This window comes from Kitasatospora sp. NPDC057738 (assembly GCF_042798815.1).
Taxonomy (GTDB): domain Bacteria; phylum Actinomycetota; class Actinomycetes; order Streptomycetales; family Streptomycetaceae; genus Kitasatospora; species Kitasatospora lactacystinica.
The window spans coordinates 1-16,044 of the sequence record NZ_JBHVJT010000008.1 but is presented as its reverse complement, the minus strand read 5'-3'; the positions used below and the strand labels follow the sequence as shown (position 1 = coordinate 16,044).

Genomic DNA, 16,044 nt, shown 5'->3' with positions numbered 1-16,044 from the left:
GTCGACCACCCCCCGCCTCCCCCCCACCCGAAAAAGGGGCTCTATTTCACACTCCCCCCGCACTCGCAGCGCCGTCCCTTCGGCGGCTACAGCGCGGCCCGGTACGCCTCCAGGCGTTCGGCCAGCTCCTGCGGGTGGCCGAGCATGGGGAGGTGGTCGCCCGGCATCTCGTCCGGGCGGAAGCCGAGCCGCTCCTCGACGTGCCGCCGCAGGAACGCGGGCGGGAAGAACCGGTCGCCGGTGGCCAGCAGGTACCTGGTCGGCACCTGCGGCCAGGCCTCCAGCGGCCACGGCGTCCCGAACGGGGTCGCGGACTGCCGCCTCCCGTGCTTCGCGAGGAGTTCCTCGGCCAGCGCGGCCGGGGTGTCGTGCAGGAACAGGGCGCGTTCGTCCTCCTCCGCGCCCTCTGCCACGCCCCTGCTGCGGTCGGATTCGCGGCGGGCCGCCCAGTAGCCGGTGTTCTCCCACCACTCGCCCGGTGTCTCCCCGGGCGCCGGCACCTGGGCGTGCAGCATGACCAGCAGGTCCACCGGCATCCGCGCGCAGACCAGCGGGCCGGTGAAGCCGCCGAACGAGTGCGCGACGACCACGAGCCCGCCGGGCCCGTCCCCGACGGCCGCCACCGCCGCCACCGCCGCGTCCGCGTACTCGGCGAGCCCGGCCGCGTCGTCGTCGCACGGCAGGTCCGGCGCGACCACCTCGTGGCCCCGCCCGCGCAACTCGGCCGCCAGCGGCCCCCAGTACCAGGCATCGGCCGCCGCGCCATGGATCAGAACGTACGTCGCCACGGATCACTCCTCGTCCGGAACGGATCACTTCTGGACCGCGCCCGAGCCTACCGAGCGGTCCGCCCCCGAACTGCCGGGCGCCACCCGCATACTCGTCCCAACGACCGATCAGCCACCACTCGTTGGGAAAGCCCTTGTTCCGCGACACCGGCCCGCGCAGCATCCGCATACCGACCCACCGCGAGACCGCCGAGGAGTGGGGCGAGCAGATCGCCGCGCTCCGCGCCGCTCCGCCCGGGTGGTCCTTCCTGCTGGGGCGGTTGTCCTCCGACGGCTACCTCTGCCACCTCGACCTCAACTACCACCTGGACGGCGAACTCGTCGCCGTCGTCCAGACCTCGCGCCCCGTTCCGGCCGGCCACCGGGTGGGTTCCCTCACCACCCCGCAGTCCCAACTCTCCACCTTCCTGGCGAATTCGGACCGCCTCGACCCGCGCACCCACCTCGCCCCGCTCGACGGCCCGCCCACTCCGGGCGAGGTCCTGCTCCACGGCGTCCGCGTCCCGGTCGAGGTCAACCACAGCCACGGCTGCCGCAGCGCCCTCGTCCCCCGGCTCCCCTCCCAGCAGGGCTGCGTGATCGTCACCGCCGCCACCGAGCACTGGGCCACCGCCACCGACCTCGCCCTGCGGCCCCCGGCGGCGTTCTGAGCGGGGCGCCGCACCGGGCCCCCGGTGGTTCACCCGGACGGGGCGGCGCGCGCGATGCCATTGACATGACGGACAGTCATGATTGCGCCGATGGCGATGCGTTCACGCCAATTACCGGCGGAACATCCCCGGTACGACGGTGCGGGTGGGGTTAGCCTGTGGCCATGGTTGCAAACTGCAAGGAAGAAGTAGCCATGGGCGACGCGGAGTTCGTCAGCGGCCCCGCCCTGATCCTCCGGTCCCTCGCCTCCGACCCCGACCGGCGGGCCGTCGTCACCACCGACGGCGCCGGGATCACCGCCGGCGACCTCGCCGCCGCCGCCTACCGCCTCTCCCACGAGCTGATCGCCCGGGGCGCCGCCCTCGGCACCACCGTGACCCTGCTGACCGGCAACACCCCCGAGGCCCTCGTCGCCCGGTACGCGGCCGGCCTCGCGGGCGCCCGGGTGGTGAACCTGTACGACGGCATGAGCGAGCCGGTCCTGGCCGAGATCACGGCGAGCGTCGACACGACCCTCCTGCTCGTGGACGCCGAACGGTACGCCTCGGCCGCCCGCTTGCTCCCGCTGCTCGACGGCCCCACCGTCCTCACCCTGGGCCCGGGGCCGGCCGACCGCGCCCCCGGCGCCCTCGGCGAGGACGTCATCGCCGCCTCCGCCCACCGCCCCGCCGAACCGCCGGACGTCCGGATCGGCCCGGAGGACGACCTCGGCATCCGCCACACCGGCGGCACCACCGGCATCCCGAAGGGCATCCTCAGCCTGCACGGGCCCTACCGCCGCGTCTTCGACGCCCCGGTCGGCAGCGACCCGGTCGACGGCGCGCCCCGCCTCCTCGCCGCCACCCCGCTCGCCCACCTCGCCGGGATCATGTCCGACCTGACCCTCCAGCGCGGCGGCACGGTGGTCCTCCAGCGCTCCTTCGACCCCGGCGCGGTCCTGGCCGCCGTCGAACGCGAACGCATCACCGACCTCTGGGTGCTGCCGGCGCTGCTCCACCAGCTGCTCGACCACCCGGCGATCGGCCGCACCGACCTGTCCAGCCTGCGGCAGATCCTCTACGGGGGCAGCGCCGCCTCGCCGACCCGGATCCGCGAGGCGCTCAAGGTGTTCGGGCCCGTCCTGGTCGGCGTCTACGGGATGTCGGAGGCGCAGCTGATCTCCTACCTCACCCCGCAGGAGCACGACCGGATCGGCCCCGACAGCGTCCAGGTCCCGGTCGGCCGGCCCGCCCCGGGCGTCGAGGTGGCGATCCGCTCCCTCGACGGCACCGACCTGCCGACCGGCGAACAGGGCGAGGTCCACCTGCGCTCCGACGGCATCATGGCCGGGTACTGGAAGCGGCCCGACCTCACCGCCGCCGTGCTGCGGGACGGCTGGCTGAACACCGGCGACGTCGGCTACTTCGACGAGGACGGCTACCTCTACCTCTCCGACCGGGTCAAGGACCTGATCATCGTGGTCGGCGGGCACGTCTACCCGTCCGAGGTGGAGGACCTCCTCCTCACCCACCCGACCGTCGCCCGCTGCGCGGTCTTCGGCGTCCGCGACGACCAGGAGACGGAGCACGTCCACGTCGCCGTCGTCCCCGCCCCGGGGCAGCGGCCGCGGCTCGACGAACTCCGCGCCTTCGTCACCGAGCGCAAGGGCCGGATCTTCGCCCCCGAGGCGCTCCACCTGGTCGACGAGATCCCGCTGACGCCCGTCGGCAAGCCCGACAAGAAACGCCTGCGCGAAGCCGCCACGGCCTGAGGGCGGCGAATCCCGGGGGTGGCGGCGCCGAGGGCCGCCACCCCGCAGGCCCGCACGCCCGGCCCTCGCTGCCGCCGGCCCTCCCCGCTACCCCTCCTCGCGGCCGCGGAAGGCCCGGCGGTACTCCCTCGGGGCGACGCCCACCCGGTCCGTGAAGACCGGCCGCAGGGAGACCGCCGAGGCGAAGCCGCAGCGGGTGGCGACGGTGTCGACGGGCAGGTCGGTCTCCTCCAGGAGCCGCTGGGCGGTGAGGACGCGCTGGTCGAGGAGCCAGCGCATCGGGGTGGTGCCGGTGGTGGCGGTGAAGCGGCGGGCGAAGGTGCGGTCGGACATCAGGGCGGCGGCGGCCATCCGGCGCACCGTCCAGGGAGCGTCGAGGGAGGCCGCGACCTCGGCCCGCAGCCGGGCCAGCGGATCGTCACCGGCGGCGGCGTCCGGGACCGGGGAGGGGATGAACTGGGCCTGGCCGCCCGCCCGGAAGGGCGCGGTGACCATGGCCCGGGCGATGGCGGCGGCGGCCTGCTGGCCGTGGGCGGTGCGGACGAGGTGGAGGCAGAGGTCGATGCCCGCCGCGACGCCCGCCGAGGTCCACAGGCCGTCGCCGCCGGTGAAGAGCACCTCGGGCCGGACCGTCACCGCCGGGAAGCGGCGGGCGAGTTCGGGGGCGAGCGCCCAGTGGGTGGTGGCCTCCCGGCCGTCCAGCAGGCCGGCCTCGGCGAGGACGAAGGCGCCCGCGCAGAGCGAGGCGACCGGGACGCCGGCGGCGGCCACGGCCCGCAGGGCGTCCAGGATCTCCGGGCCGCGCCGGGCGGCCGGGTCCTCGACGCCCGGCACCACCACCAGGTCGCAGGCGGCCAGCGCCGCCGGCCCGTGGTCGGGGACCCGCTCCAGCCCGCCGCCCAGCCGCACCCGGGCGCCCTCCGGCCCGCAGACCCGCAGGTCGAAGGCGGGCAGGCCGGGCCGGGAGGTCCGGTTCGCCCACACCTCGCCGATCACCGCGTAGTCGAAGGCCCGGACACCGTCGAAGATCAGACAACCCACCGTTCGCATGGCAGGAACCTATCGATGGGTGACCCCGCTGCCCATCACGCCCGCCCGACGACCCCGACCACCATGGACGGCATGACGAACACCGACGCCTTCGACGCCCCCCTCACCCTCGACCAGGACGCCGTCCTGCTGCTCATCGACGTCCAGAAGGGCTTCGAGGACACCGCCTTCTGGGGCCCCCGCGACAACCCGCGGGCCGAGCAGCGGATGGCCGAGCTGATCGCCGCCTGGCAGGCCACCGGCCGCCCGATCGTCACCGTGCAGCACACCTCCCCGGCCGGCCCGCTCGCCGAGGGCACCCCGGGGCACGGGCTGAAGGACTTCGTCGCCGACGTCACCCCCGCCCTGCACGTCACCAAGACCGTCAACAGCGCCTTCTACGGCACCCCCGACCTGCACGCCTGGCTCCAGGAGCGCGGCGCCCGGCAGGTGGTGGTCACCGGGATCATCACCAACGTGTGCAACGAGACCACCGCCCGGATGGCCGGCAACCTCGGCTACGACGCGGTCTTCCCCGTCGACGCCATGCACTCCTTCGACATGACCGGCCCCGACGGCACCACCGTCCCCGCCGCCGACCTCGCCCGCGCCACGGCCACCACCCTGCACGCGATGCGCTTCGCCAAGGTCGTGATGACGGAGCAGGTGCTCCGGGCGGCTAAGGCCTGAACAGCGGCTCGTACGCGGTGCCCTCCTCCGCCGCCTCCGCGCTCTCCTCGACCCCACGGACCGCCACGGACACTCCTCAGCCCGCCAGCCGCTCCGCCAGGTACTCCTCCCAGGTCCGCCGCCCGTGCTCGGCCCCCGCCGGGGCCAGGTTCTCCCCCGCCCGGTACGCCCGCCCGACCCTGCCCGGCACCCGCAGCGGCACGTGCCGGCGGCTGCGGCCGCGCGCCGCGAGGTAGCCGCGGGTCAGCTCGCCCATCTCGTACACCCTGGGGCCGGCCAGGTCGGGCACCGGCCCGGCCGGCCCGTCCAGCGCCGGCTCCACCAGCCGGGCGGCGACCTCCCGCACGTCCACCGGCTGCCAGCGCACCCCGCCGGGGGCCGGGACGAGCGGCAGCCGGGCCATCTTCTCCGCCACCGTGAACGCCAGGTCGTGGAACTGCGCGGCCCGCAGGATCGTGTACGGCAGGCCCGAGTCGGCCACCGCCCGCTCGGCGGCGTGCTTGGCCCGGAAGTAGCCGAGCGGCAGCCGGTCCGCGCCGATCACCGAGATGTACACCAGGTGCCGCACCCCGGCCCGCCGCGCGGCGGCGACCAGCAGCCGGGTGGCGACGTCGTCGCCCTTGGGGCCGCCGGCCAGGTGCAGCACGGTGTCCACCCCGGCCAGCGCCGCGTCCAGCTGCCGGGCCGCCGTCGCCGGGTCGCCGAGCAGGTCGCCGCGCACGTACGCCACGCCGTCGGCGTCCGGACGGTCCTGCCGGCTGAGCACGCGCACCGGCGGCCCGGCCGCGCGCAGCAGCGGGACCACCTGCCGGCCCAGGGTTCCGGTCCCGCCGGTGACCAGCACGGTGTGCTTCGTCATGATCGTCTCCGTTTCGTCCCGGGCCGGGAGTTGATCTCCCCGCCGCGGCCGTTGTTGGGTGGCTCCTGCTGCCCTGACCCCCGGCGACGAAGGAATGTGACACGTGGACGAGAAGGTGGACGAGAGCTCTGCCCGGGCCGCGCTCTTCGAGGAGCAGCGCCCGCACCTGCGCGCCGTCGCGTACCGGATGCTCGGCTCGATCAGCGAGGCCGAGGACGCCCTCCAGGAGGCCTGGCTCCGCTACGACCGCACCGACACCGCCGGCGTGGCCAACCTCGGCGGCTGGCTCACCACGGTGGTCTCGCGGGTCTGCCTGAACCTGCTGCGCACCCGCGCCCAGCGCCGCGAGGAGCCGCTGGAACCCGCCGGGCCGGACGGCGAGCCGGGCCCGCCGCGCATCCCGGACCCGCTGCTGCGGCGCGAGGGCGTCGTGGACCCCGAGCAGGAGGTGATGCTCGCGGACTCGGTCGGGCTGGCGCTGATGGTGGTGATGGAGTCGCTGTCACCGGCCGAGCGGGTCGCCTTCGTGCTGCACGACCTCTTCGCGGTGCCGTTCGAGGAGATCGCCCCGCTGATCGAGAGGACCGCCGCCGCCACCCGCCAGCTGGCCAGCCGGGCCCGGCGCAAGGTGCAGGGGCAGGCGCCCGCGCCCGACCCGGACCTCGGCCGGCAGCGGCGGGCCGTGGACGCCTTCTTCGCCGCCGCCCGCAACGGCGACCTGGACGCGCTCGTCGCCGTGCTCGACCCGGACGTGGTGCTGCGCTCGGACGGCGGCACGGCGATGGCCCGGCACACGGTGGTGCTCTCGGGCGCCGGCACGGTGGCCGGCCAGGCCGTCCTGTGGGGCACGCTGTCGCCGTTCGCCCGCCCGGCGCTGGTCAACGGCACCGCCGGCGCGGTGGTCGTCGGCGACAACGGCCGGGCACTGTCGATCATGGCCTTCACCGTGGTGGACGGCGCGATCGTCGCGATCGACGTGCTCACCGACCCGGAGCGGCTGGCGGCCCTGGACCTCACGGACTTCCGGGAGCAGTGACGCGCGGGCGCACGGAAGCGGGGTGGGAGGGCCGTCGCCCTCCCACCCCGTTCCACACCCCTGCGCCCCTTGAGCAGGCGTCACCCTGAGCAGGCACGCCCCTTGAGCAGGCGTCACCCTGGGCAGGCGCCGCCTTGAGCGGGCGTCACCAGCCCTGGGCGACCACCCAGTCGGCCAGCTTCCGGGCGCAGTCGTCGACCGCCTCCTTCCAGCTGTGCTCCGCACCGTCCCCGGCCTCGTCGCTGACGTGCTTGACCAGCCGCACCGGCAGCCCGGCCCGGTGCGCGACGGTGGCGACGGCGTAGCCCTCCATGTCCACCAGGTCGGCGTGCTCGGCGAGCCGGTCGCGGGCGGCCGCGTCGGAGACGAAGAGGTCCCCGGTGGCCAGCACCGGGCCGTCTCCCTTGCCGATCACCAGCGGGGCGCCGTACTCACGCCCGGTGAGCGCGTGCAGGGCGGCGGTGTCGAGGTCGTGCTGGATCACCTGGACCACGTGGTGGGTGCCCTCCCAGCCGGGGCGCAGCGCACCGGCCGTGCCGAGGTTGATCACCTCGGACGGCTTCTCGCCCTGCGCGAGGACGGTGGCCAGCGCGACGGCGGCGTTGACCTTCCCGATCCCGGTGAGCAGCACGGGCAGGCGGTCGTCCAGGTGGGCGGCCTCCTCGCGCACGGCGACGACGAGCAGCGGGCGGTCGGGCGAGATCGTTCCAAGCAGGCGCATACCTCCATCGTACGGAGCGAGGGGTCGCCGCACCCGGGATTGCGCGCCCTCAACCGGACCCCCGCGCTCCGCCCGGCCGGGGGAACCGCGTAGGGTGCGGCCCGCGTCGGACGGTTCGCCACCTCTCGGGACGACCGGTGGGAGCGGCCCGGGCCGAAAGGGCCGGACCGACGGCACGGGCGGTACCGGCGGCACCCGCCGCACCAGTGGTACCGGCCGTCCCGGGAACGTGCACGACATGCTCAAGATCGGCGCAAGTCAGGTGTGGCCGGGGGGAGTCACGGCCATACTGCTGCCATCGGTCGGGCCCCGGGAACGGGCCCGGCCCCAGGGGAGGATGAGGCGGGTGGCAACACCAGTAGGCAGCGGCGCGTCCGGCGCCGCGTTCCCGGCACGGCCGAACCAGCTGCCGGGGGCACCGGGCGCAGCGGTGGCGACGGCCGCACCGGGGGCACCGGCCGTCCCCGGATCGGCCCCGCTCGCGAAGTCCGGCGGGGCGCCCCCGGCACCCAGACCCGGCGGGGCGCCCGCGAAGCGCCCTCCGGCGGCCGTCGCCACCGGCGTGCGCGCCCGGCTCGCGCAGGCCACCCGCACACCCCCCGGCCGGCTTCGGCTGGCCGGCGTGGTGCTCGCGGTGCTCACCGTGGCCTTCGGCGGGCTCACCGCCTGGCAACTGGAGACCAGGGCCCAGGCCGCCGACCGGGTGGTCTCGTACAGCCAGCCGCTCAGCCGGGACGCCGCCGAGATCCACCGCAACCTGGCCGACGCCGCCACCACCGCGGCCAGCGGCTTCCTGCTGGCCGGCGCCGAGCCCGACGAGGTCCGCAACCGCTACGAGCAGGACATCGCCACCGCCGCCAAGCTGATCGCCCAGGCCGCCGCCCGGACCACCGCGACCTCGCCCGCGCAGGGCTCGCTCGCCCGGCTGAACCAGCAACTCCCGGTGTACGCCGGCCTGGTGGAGACCGCGCGGGCCGACAACCGGCAGGGCATACCGCTCGGCGGCGCCTACCTGCGGTACGCCTCCGAACAGATGCAGACCGTCCTGCTGCCGACCGCCGCCGAACTGGCCGCCGTCGAGGACCGGGAGCTGTCCGACGACTACGCCGAGGCCAGAGCGGTGCCGTGGGCGGCGTACGGCCTGGCGCTGGTCGCCCTGGCCGCGCTGGCCTGGGTGCAGCTGACGCTGTTCCGCCGCACCAACCGGGTGTTCAACATCGGGCTGCTGGGCGCCACCGCCGCCGTCCTGTCCGGCGCCCTGTGGCTCACCGTCACCGGGCTGACCACCAGCTCGGCGCTCCAGCGGAGCAACCGCGAGGGCGCGGCCCCGCTGCGGGCGCTCAACACCGCCCGGGTGGACGTACTGACCGCCCGGCTGGCGGAGAACCTGCACTTCGTCGCCCGCGGCTCGACCACCAGGTACGCCGACCAGTGGACGAAGGCCACCGAACACCTGGCCGGGGCCAAGGACCTCCCGCCGGACCGGTCCAACGGCTCCCTGCCGCAGGCCGTCCGGCTGGCGCCGTCGGCCGCCGTGCCGAGCGTCGTGGACGCCTCGAAGCAGTTCGAGGAGTGGCGCCGGCGGCACGACGCCGCCCGGACCCTGGAGGTCGACAACGCCGACTACCAGGGCGCCCTGGAGGCCACCGTGACGGCCAAGGGCGACGCGGCCACCGCCGACGCCGCCTTCAACGCCACCGACAAGGCGCTCGCCCGGGCCGCCGACATCGAGCAGGACCGCTTCGACAAGGCCGCCGAGGGCACCGGCGGGGACCTGCGCGCCGCCGCCGTCGCCGCCGCGCTGCTCGGCCTGGTGGCCGCGACCGCCGCGCTGCGGGGCCTGGGCCGGCGACTGGCCGAGTACCGGTGACGGGCAGAGGGGGAGACGCGATGCACACCAGAGGATCCAGCGGATCGAGGAGAAGGACCAGGACCGCCGCCGCGCTCGCGCTGCTGGCGGCCGGCACGGCCGTGCTCACCGGGGGCGGCCCGGTCGGCGCCGCGCCGGCGGCCACGACCGCCGCGCCGCTGGCCGTGCACCAGGACCAGCAGGACCAGGCCGACGGCTGCGACGTCTACCGGAGCGTGCCGCCGAGCACCGACGACGGCCCGGCCGTGAAGGCCGTCACGGCCCGGCGCAGCCTGGTGATCGGCGTGGACCAGAACAGCTACCGCTGGGGCGCCCGCAACCCGAACACCGGCCAGATCGAGGGCTTCGACATCGACCTCGCCCGGGCGATCGGCGCGGCCGTCATGGGCGACCCGGACAAGGTGGTGCTCAAGCCGGTGGCCACGGCCGACCGGATCGACGCCATCAAGAAGGGCCGGGTCGACCTGATCGTCCGCACCATGACGATCAACTGCAAGCGGATGGAGGACGTCGCCTTCTCCAAGCCGTACTTCAACATCAGCCAGCGCGTCCTGGTGCCGAAGTCGTCGCCGGCGAAGAACATCGACGACGCGATCAAGGACAAGGCGGTCTGCGCCGCCGACGGCTCCACCGCGCTGACCGTGGTCAAGGAGAAGAAGACCGCCCGGCAGGTCGTCACGGTGGAGAACCAGCTGGACTGCCTGGTCCTGATGCAGCTCGGCAAGGTCGACGCCACCATGACCGACAACGGCCTGGCGGCCGGCCAGGCCGCGCAGGACCAGACCGTGCGGATCGTGGACGGCGAGGCCCAGCCGGAGGTGATCGGCGTCGCCATGCTGAAGGACAGCACCGACCTGACCGCCCGGGTCAACCAGGTCCTGGCCGACTACTACGCGCGCGGCGACTGGACCCGTTCGTACGAACGCTGGCTCAAGCCGTACATGCTCAACGAGGCCGAGCACTACTGGCCCGCACCGCACTGATCCGGCGTCGGGGCAGGTCCGGGGGCGGCGCGCGGGACGGCGCAGAACGGCGCGGGGGACGGCGCGGGAGAGGTGGCGCACGATCCGTCAGCGGGGCGTCGACGGCACGTTGACGCCCCGCGCCCGCTCCGCCCGAACGGCCACCGGCTAGGGTTCGGGACGATCACCACGGGGAGACCGGTGGTGGACACGGGGGTTGTCGTGGGACCGCACGTCCGGTACGTCGAGCACGTCAGGTACGTCGGGATCGCACGCGAGGAAGGAAGGACACCGCGGTGGCGGCATCGGCTGGCCCGGTACTGAGCCGGGAGGAGGTCGACCGCGCGCTCGCCCGCCTCGGCGCGGAGCGGGACGCGGTCGAATCGGCGCTGCTCGCCCTCCAGGACCACCCGGGCCTGCGGCTGCTGGACGGCGCCGAGCTGTCCGGGCGCACCCTGGAGCGCTGGTCGGTCGCCGGCAAGGGACTGCCGCTGCTCTGGGCGCTGTTCGACCGCTACTCCGAGGCCCTGGCCTCGGCCCGGGCCGTCCGGGCCCGCAAGGCCAAGCCCGGCACACCCGAACTCGCCGAGCTGAGCGAACTGCTGACCGGCGACGCGGTGACCGTCCCGGGCGGGGTGGTGCCGGACGGCCCCCAGGTGCTCGGCGCGCCCGCCAAGCTGGTCGAACGGATCAGCCTGGACGCGCTGATGACCCGGATGAACTCCTGGTACGCCACCGTGCTGGAGGTGGTCAGCGCCGCCGACGCGGTCTGGTCGGCGCTGCCGGCCCGGATCGACCTGCTGCTGGCCGAGCTCCAGCGGGTGCGCACCCTGGCCGCCTCGCTCGGCGTGCGCACCGGCGCCCACCCGCTGGGCGACGACCTGGCCGGCCTCGAGAAGGACCTCACCGAGCTGCGCACCGAGGTGCGCGGGGACCCGCTGGCGCTGTGGCGCCCGGCCCGGGTGCCCGCCCAGCGCGGCACGGTCCCGGAGGGCTCGGCCTTCGCCGGCCCGGCCGGGGTGGTGGACACCGAGCGGTTCGACCGGACCGGGCGGGCGCTGGACGGCGTCCGGCTGGAGCTGGAGGACCTGCTGCGGCTGCGCGACGAGGCCGAGGACCGCCTCCAGGGCGTCGGCGACCTGCTCCAGCGGGCCGACGCCACCCTGGCCGAGGCCCGCCGGGCGCGCGGCGAGGTGCTGGCGAAGATAGCGTCCAGCGACGTCCCGGCGGTGCCCGGACCGGCCTCGGCGCTGCGCGAGCGGATCGTCGCGGCGCTGGACCTGCGCCAGGCCGGGCAGTGGGGCCGGCTGGCACCGCTGCTGGACACGCTGGAGGACGCCGCCGCCAAGGAGCTGACCCGGGCCCGGCAGTCGCTCACCGAGGTGACCCAGCCGCTGGCCGTCCGGGCCGAGCTGCGCGGCCGGCTGGACGCCTACAAGGCGATGGCGGCCCGGCTGCGGGTCTCCGAGGACCCGGAAGTGATCGAGCGGTACGAGAAGGCGCGCTGGCTGCTGTGGAGCGCGCCCTGCGACCTGCGGGCGGCGGCCGCCGCGGTGGCCCGGTTCCAGCAGTCGCTGCGGCCGGCCCACACCGAGGCCGGAACCGGGCAGGCTCAGGAGGCGGCCGGCCGGCCGCCGACCGACGGAGAGGTTCAGGGGGGCTGAGGTTGATGGGCGGGACGTGCGAACGGCCGGAGTGCTCCGGCAGCGGCAGGATCGACGCCGACGGCTACTGCGACGAGTGCGGGCTGGCCCCGGCGGCCAGGACCACCGCCACGCCCGGGGGGGCGACGACGGGGACCGCGGGGACGGGAGCACCGACGACGGGAGCACCGGGAACCGGAGCACCGGCGTCCGCCGGCCCCGGCTCGCCCTGCCCGCGCGACTGCTCCGGCACCATCGACCCGGACGGCTACTGCGACGAGTGCGGCCTGACCCCGCCCGGCGGCGACACCGGCGTCACCCAGCCGTACGTCCCCTCCGCCCGGGTCTCCCCCGGCTCCGGCCACGGCCCCACCGGCCCGGCCCGTTCGATGTCGACCCGCACCGGCTCGGCCCGTACGATGTCCGGCCGCTCCCGCTCGCACCGCTCCACCCGCACCGGCAGCGGCCGCTCGCTCTCGGTCCGCTCCACCCGGGGCGGCGGCACCGCGGGCACCCGCAGCCGGCTGGGCGCCGGCCTGGTCACCGTGCCGACCGTCGAGGCGGCCGACCCCTCCCGGGCGGTGCTGGCCAACCCCGAGGTGCCCGAGCGCAAGCGGTTCTGCTCCAAGTGCGAGGCCCCGGTGGGCCGGGAGAAGAACGGCAGCCCGGGCCGCCCGGACGGCTTCTGCACCAAGTGCGGCACGCCGTACTCGTTCACGCCCAAGCTGCGCCGCGGCGACCTGGTCGGCGGGCAGTACGAGGTGGTGGGCTGCCTGGCGCACGGCGGGCTCGGCTGGATCTACCTGGCGGTGGACCGGCGGGTCAACGACAAGTGGGTGGTGCTCAAGGGCCTGCTGGACACCGGCGACGAGGACGCGCTCGCGGTGGCCGTCGCCGAGCGGCGCTTCCTGGCCGAGGTGGACCACCCGAACATCGTCCGGATCATCAACTTCGCCGAGCACCCCGACCTGCGCACCGGCGCCACCGACGGCTACATCGTGATGGAGTACGTCGGCGGGAAGTCGCTCAAGGACATCGCCAACGAGCGCCGCACCGCGGACGGCCGGCGCGAGCCGCTGCCGGTCGAGCAGGCGATCGCCTACGCGCTGGAGGCGCTGCCGGCCCTGGGGTACCTGCACGGCCGGGGCCTGGTGTACTGCGACTTCAAGATCGACAACGTGATCCAGAGCGGCGACACGCTCAAGATCATAGACATGGGCGCGGTCCGCCGGCTCGACGACGACGGCCCGATCTACGGCACCATCGGCTACCAGGCCCCGGAGATCGCCACCGACGGCCCCTCCGTCGCCTCCGACCTGTACACCGTGGCCCGCACCCTCGCGGTGCTCACCTTCGACTTCCAGGGCTACAGCGGCACCTACCGCGACTCGCTGCCCGGCCCCGAGCAGGTCGAGGCCTTCGCCCGGTACGAGTCCTACTACCGCTTCCTGGTCCGCGCCACCGACCCGGACCCGGCCCGCCGCTTCGCCTCCGCCGAGGAGATGGCCGACCAGCTCACCGGCGTGCTGCGGGAGATCATGGCCCTCCAGGACGACCGGCCCCGGCCCGCGCCGTCCACCCTGTTCGGCCCCGAACTGCGCGTCGTCGACACCGAGCTGGTGCTGCCCACCGAACAGGCCGGACAGCTCCGGGTGGCCCCCCTGGACCCGGCCGCCGCCGCCCTCGCGCTGCCCGTCCCCCGGGTCGACCCCGGCGACCCCAACGCCGGCTTCCTGGCCGTCCTGGTCACCCCCGACCCCGAGGAGACGCTCGCCGCGCTGGCCGCCGCGCCCACCGTCTCGGTCGAGAGCCGGCTGCGCGAACTGCGCACCCTGCTCGAACTCGGCCGCCACCCGGACGCCGTGCGCCGCCTCGCCGAACTGGAACAGGACCAGCCGGACGACTGGCGGGTGGTCTGGTACCGCGGCCTGACCGCGCTGGTCGGCAGCGAGGCCGCGCCCCGAACCGAAGGGCGCGCCGGCACCGAGAGCGCGGAGCGAGGGAGCGACGCAGGAGCGAGGGAGCGACGACCGTCGGCGCCGGGACAGGAGCGCCCGGAGGCGAGCGGGCGAGTCGCAGCGCTGCGGGCCGCCGCGGAGGCCTTCGACGCGGTCTACGACGCCTTCCCCGGCGAGGCCGCCCCCAAGCTGGCCCTCGCCATCTGCGCCGAACTGCTCGCCGACGGCGGCGACGCGGCCGAGTTCTACCGACTGGTGTGGGCCACCGACCACGCCTACCTGAGCGCCGCCTTCGGGCTGGCCCGGGTCCGGCTGGCCGAGGAGGACCGGACCGGCGCGGTCCGCGTCCTGGAGACCGTCCCGGCCACCTCCAACCAGTACACGGCCGCCCGGATCGCCGCCGTCCGGGCCCGGCTGCGCGAGCGCCCGGCCACCGACGACCTGGCCCTCGACCTCGGCGCGAGCTCCGCGCAGCTGACCGCGCTGCGGCTGGACTCCCGCCGCCGCGAGGAGCTCGCGGTCGAGGTGCTCGACGCGGCCCTCGGCTGGGTCGGCGCCGAGGCGGCCGCCGGCCGAAGGGCCACCGACCTGGTGGTACTGGGACGTCCCGCACAGGAGCGGGAACTGCGCTTCGCCCTGGAACAGTCCTACCGGGTACTCGCCCGGTTGGCCGACCGGGCCGAGATCAGGATCGAGATGGTGGAACGGGCCAACCGTGCCCGTCCCAGGACGTGGGTGTAGCAGATGCCGCAGCAGACCGAGTGCCCGAGCTGTTCGGAGCCGATGGACCAGGAGGACGCCTTCTGCGGCTCCTGCGGGACCGGCCGGAACGGCCGGGCGGCCCCCGGCTCGATGCCGACGAGCTGGGCCGCCGCGCGCGGCGAGGCCGTACCGTCGCCGCGCGGGCCGGTCTGCGTGCACTGCGGGCAGCCGCAGGTCGCCCCGGACGGCTACTGCGAGGGCTGCGGCGGCGCCCAGCCGCGCCCGCGCGACCACATGGAGAAGTCGCTCGGGGGCGTCGCCGGGGTCAGCGACCGCGGCGTGCGCCACCACCGCAACGAGGACTCCTTCACCGTCGCCGCGACCTCGCTGCCCGGCGGCGAGCCGGTCGTGGTCGCCGTGGTGTGCGACGGCGTCTCCTCCTCCGACCGCCCGGACGAGGCCTCGGAGACGGCCGTGGACGCCGCCTCCGAATCGCTGCTGACCGCCCTGGAGGCCGGCCGGGACCCGAACCGGGCGATGCACCAGGCCATCGCCGACGCCGCCAAGGCCGTCGCCGACCTCGCCACCGACGGCGCCGGCCCCACCCGCCCCGACCTCAACGCGCCCGCCTGCACCTACGTCAGCGCCATAGCCGCGGGCGGACGGGTCACCATCGGGTGGGTCGGCGACACCCGGGCGTACTGGATCCCGGACGACCGCGCCGCCGCCGAGCCCTTCCGGCTCACCCAGGACGACTCCTGGGCGGCCCGGATGGTCGAGGCCGGGTTGATGAGCGAGGCCGAGGCCTACTCCGACCCCCGCGCGCACGCGATCACCGGCTGGCTCGGCGCCGACGCCGAGGAGGTCGTGCCGCACACCCTCGACTTCACCCCGCACGTCCCCGGGGTGGTGCTGATCTGCACCGACGGGCTGTGGAACTACGCCGAGGCGGCCACCGACCTGGCGTACTACGTGCGCCCGGACGCCCGCACCGAGCCGCTCGCCACCGCACAGACCCTGGTGAAGTTCGCGGTCGCGGCCGGCGGCCACGACAACATCACCGTCGCCGTGCTGCCGATCGACCCGCCGGCCACCGCCGTCGAGGAGGCCGAGCAGACCCCCACCGCGCTGGACCTGCCGGTGATCGCTCCGCGGCCGGCCGGCCGACCGGCCGCGGAGGAGGACGAGGACCACGATCCGACCCTGCCGGACCTCCCGGTGATCGGCTCCCCCGCCGCCCCGCTGCCCCCGGTCCCGCCGGCGCCGCCGGAGGTGCCCCCGGCGCCGGCCGTCCCGCCGGTCGTCCCCGCCGCTCCGGCCCCGCCCGTCGCGCCGCCCGTCGCGCCGCCCGTCGCCCCGCCCGTCGCCCCGCCCGTCGCCCCGCC

At 75.5% G+C, this 16,044-nt stretch carries 13 protein-coding genes; 9 read left to right on the top strand and 4 right to left on the bottom strand.

Annotated elements, in window-relative coordinates; all coding sequences use genetic code 11:
* Positions 1-86: 86 nt before the first annotated feature.
* Entirely contained in the window at positions 87-788 is a 702-nt protein-coding gene (locus ACFVGO_RS06295) for an alpha/beta hydrolase (RefSeq protein ID WP_380630956.1), read from the bottom strand.
* Positions 789-910: 122 nt separating this feature from the next.
* On the opposite strand from ACFVGO_RS06295, the gene ACFVGO_RS06290 reads away from it, so the two are divergent.
* Complete coding sequence (locus ACFVGO_RS06290) at positions 911-1,438, top strand: hypothetical protein (protein WP_359906689.1); 528 nt, start codon at positions 911-913, stop codon at positions 1,436-1,438.
* Between the two features lie 194 nt (positions 1,439-1,632).
* Positions 1,633-3,189, top strand: a complete 1,557-nt coding sequence (locus tag ACFVGO_RS06285; RefSeq protein ID WP_380630955.1) for an AMP-binding protein — start codon at positions 1,633-1,635, stop codon at positions 3,187-3,189.
* Between the two features lie 87 nt (positions 3,190-3,276).
* On the opposite strand, the gene ACFVGO_RS06280 is transcribed toward ACFVGO_RS06285, so the two are convergent.
* Positions 3,277-4,239, bottom strand: coding sequence for a GlxA family transcriptional regulator (locus ACFVGO_RS06280; protein ID WP_380357638.1), 963 nt, complete (start codon positions 4,237-4,239; stop codon positions 3,277-3,279).
* 15 nt (positions 4,240-4,254) lie between these two features.
* On the opposite strand from ACFVGO_RS06280, the gene ACFVGO_RS06275 reads away from it, so the two are divergent.
* Positions 4,255-4,908, top strand: a complete 654-nt coding sequence (locus ACFVGO_RS06275) for an isochorismatase family protein (protein ID WP_380630954.1) — start codon at positions 4,255-4,257, stop codon at positions 4,906-4,908.
* 76 nt (positions 4,909-4,984) lie between these two features.
* On the opposite strand, the gene ACFVGO_RS06270 is transcribed toward ACFVGO_RS06275, so the two are convergent.
* The gene (locus ACFVGO_RS06270) at positions 4,985-5,767 is read right to left on the bottom strand and encodes an SDR family oxidoreductase (protein ID WP_380630953.1); all 783 of its coding nucleotides are present in this window, start codon (positions 5,765-5,767) and stop codon (positions 4,985-4,987) included.
* A 103-nt stretch (positions 5,768-5,870) separates the two neighbouring features.
* On the opposite strand from ACFVGO_RS06270, the gene ACFVGO_RS06265 reads away from it, so the two are divergent.
* Complete coding sequence (locus tag ACFVGO_RS06265) at positions 5,871-6,803, top strand: sigma-70 family RNA polymerase sigma factor (protein ID WP_380630952.1); 933 nt, start codon at positions 5,871-5,873, stop codon at positions 6,801-6,803.
* Between the two features lie 145 nt (positions 6,804-6,948).
* On the opposite strand, the gene ACFVGO_RS06260 is transcribed toward ACFVGO_RS06265, so the two are convergent.
* Entirely contained in the window at positions 6,949-7,524 is a 576-nt protein-coding gene (locus tag ACFVGO_RS06260; RefSeq protein ID WP_359906674.1) for a nucleosidase, read from the bottom strand.
* A 346-nt stretch (positions 7,525-7,870) separates the two neighbouring features.
* Here ACFVGO_RS06260 and ACFVGO_RS06255 point away from each other — a divergent pair, with 346 nt between their 5' ends.
* From ACFVGO_RS06255 to ACFVGO_RS06235, 5 genes are all read left to right on the top strand, one after another.
* Entirely contained in the window at positions 7,871-9,394 is a 1,524-nt protein-coding gene (locus ACFVGO_RS06255) for a hypothetical protein (protein WP_359906671.1), read from the top strand.
* 20 nt (positions 9,395-9,414) lie between these two features.
* Positions 9,415-10,377 carry a glutamate ABC transporter substrate-binding protein gene (locus ACFVGO_RS06250; RefSeq protein ID WP_380630951.1) on the top strand — a complete coding sequence of 321 codons (963 nt, stop codon included), beginning with the start codon at positions 9,415-9,417 and terminating at the stop codon, positions 10,375-10,377.
* 275 nt (positions 10,378-10,652) lie between these two features.
* On the top strand, positions 10,653-12,020 hold the full coding sequence (locus ACFVGO_RS06245) for a hypothetical protein (RefSeq protein WP_380630950.1): 1,368 nt from the start codon (positions 10,653-10,655) through the stop codon (positions 12,018-12,020).
* Between the two features lie 5 nt (positions 12,021-12,025).
* Positions 12,026-14,698 (top strand): tetratricopeptide repeat protein, encoded by a 2,673-nt coding sequence (locus ACFVGO_RS06240; protein ID WP_380630949.1) that lies wholly within the window; start codon positions 12,026-12,028, stop codon positions 14,696-14,698.
* A gap of 3 nt (positions 14,699-14,701) precedes the next feature.
* Positions 14,702-16,044: protein phosphatase 2C domain-containing protein (locus ACFVGO_RS06235; RefSeq protein ID WP_380630948.1), on the top strand; the 1,343-nt coding region annotated here is incomplete at its 3' end.

Coding starts and splice junctions, on each gene's coding strand:
- ACFVGO_RS06285 (WP_380630955.1), top strand. CDS start 1,633: ATGGGCGACGCGGAGTTCGTCAGCGGCCCCGCCCTGATCCTCCGGTCC.
- ACFVGO_RS06280 (WP_380357638.1), bottom strand. CDS start 4,239: ATGCGAACGGTGGGTTGTCTGATCTTCGACGGTGTCCGGGCCTTCGAC.
- ACFVGO_RS06275 (WP_380630954.1), top strand. CDS start 4,255: ATGGGTGACCCCGCTGCCCATCACGCCCGCCCGACGACCCCGACCACC.
- ACFVGO_RS06270 (WP_380630953.1), bottom strand. CDS start 5,767: ATGACGAAGCACACCGTGCTGGTCACCGGCGGGACCGGAACCCTGGGC.
- ACFVGO_RS06260 (WP_359906674.1), bottom strand. CDS start 7,524: ATGCGCCTGCTTGGAACGATCTCGCCCGACCGCCCGCTGCTCGTCGTC.
- ACFVGO_RS06250 (WP_380630951.1), top strand. CDS start 9,415: ATGCACACCAGAGGATCCAGCGGATCGAGGAGAAGGACCAGGACCGCC.
- ACFVGO_RS06240 (WP_380630949.1), top strand. CDS start 12,026: ATGGGCGGGACGTGCGAACGGCCGGAGTGCTCCGGCAGCGGCAGGATC.